1 protein-coding gene is annotated in these 275 nt (G+C 45.1%); it reads right to left on the minus strand.

Annotation, left to right across the window (positions count from 1 at the left end; all coding sequences use genetic code 11):
• Window positions 1-51: 51 nt before the first annotated feature.
• The coding region (locus tag NLF92_RS12885; RefSeq protein ID WP_284700439.1) for a helix-turn-helix domain-containing protein at window positions 52-275 on the minus strand (224 nt) is incomplete at its 5' end.

Genomic DNA, 275 nt, shown 5'->3' on the forward strand with positions numbered 1-275 from the left:
TAAAAAAACAAATAACCGTAAGCAAATGACTGGCTGACGGATAGCGCATGATCAGTTTTCCTCGGCCGTGGAATCAAGCAGGTTGTATTTCTTCAGATAACCACGCAGTTGATGGTAAGTCAGACTGAGCTTTTCAGCGGTCTTTTTCTGATTGTACTGACTGTCGGCTAATGCCTGTTGGATCATATTGATCTCGTAATCCTGGCTGAGCTGTTTTAAATCCAACGGATAGTCTGTAATAGCCGGCACAAGTGTTGGAGGTTCAGCTGCCGCTG

Source organism: Opacimonas viscosa (genome assembly GCF_024199005.1).
In the GTDB taxonomy this organism is placed as follows: Bacteria; Pseudomonadota; Gammaproteobacteria; order Enterobacterales; family Alteromonadaceae; genus Opacimonas; species Opacimonas viscosa.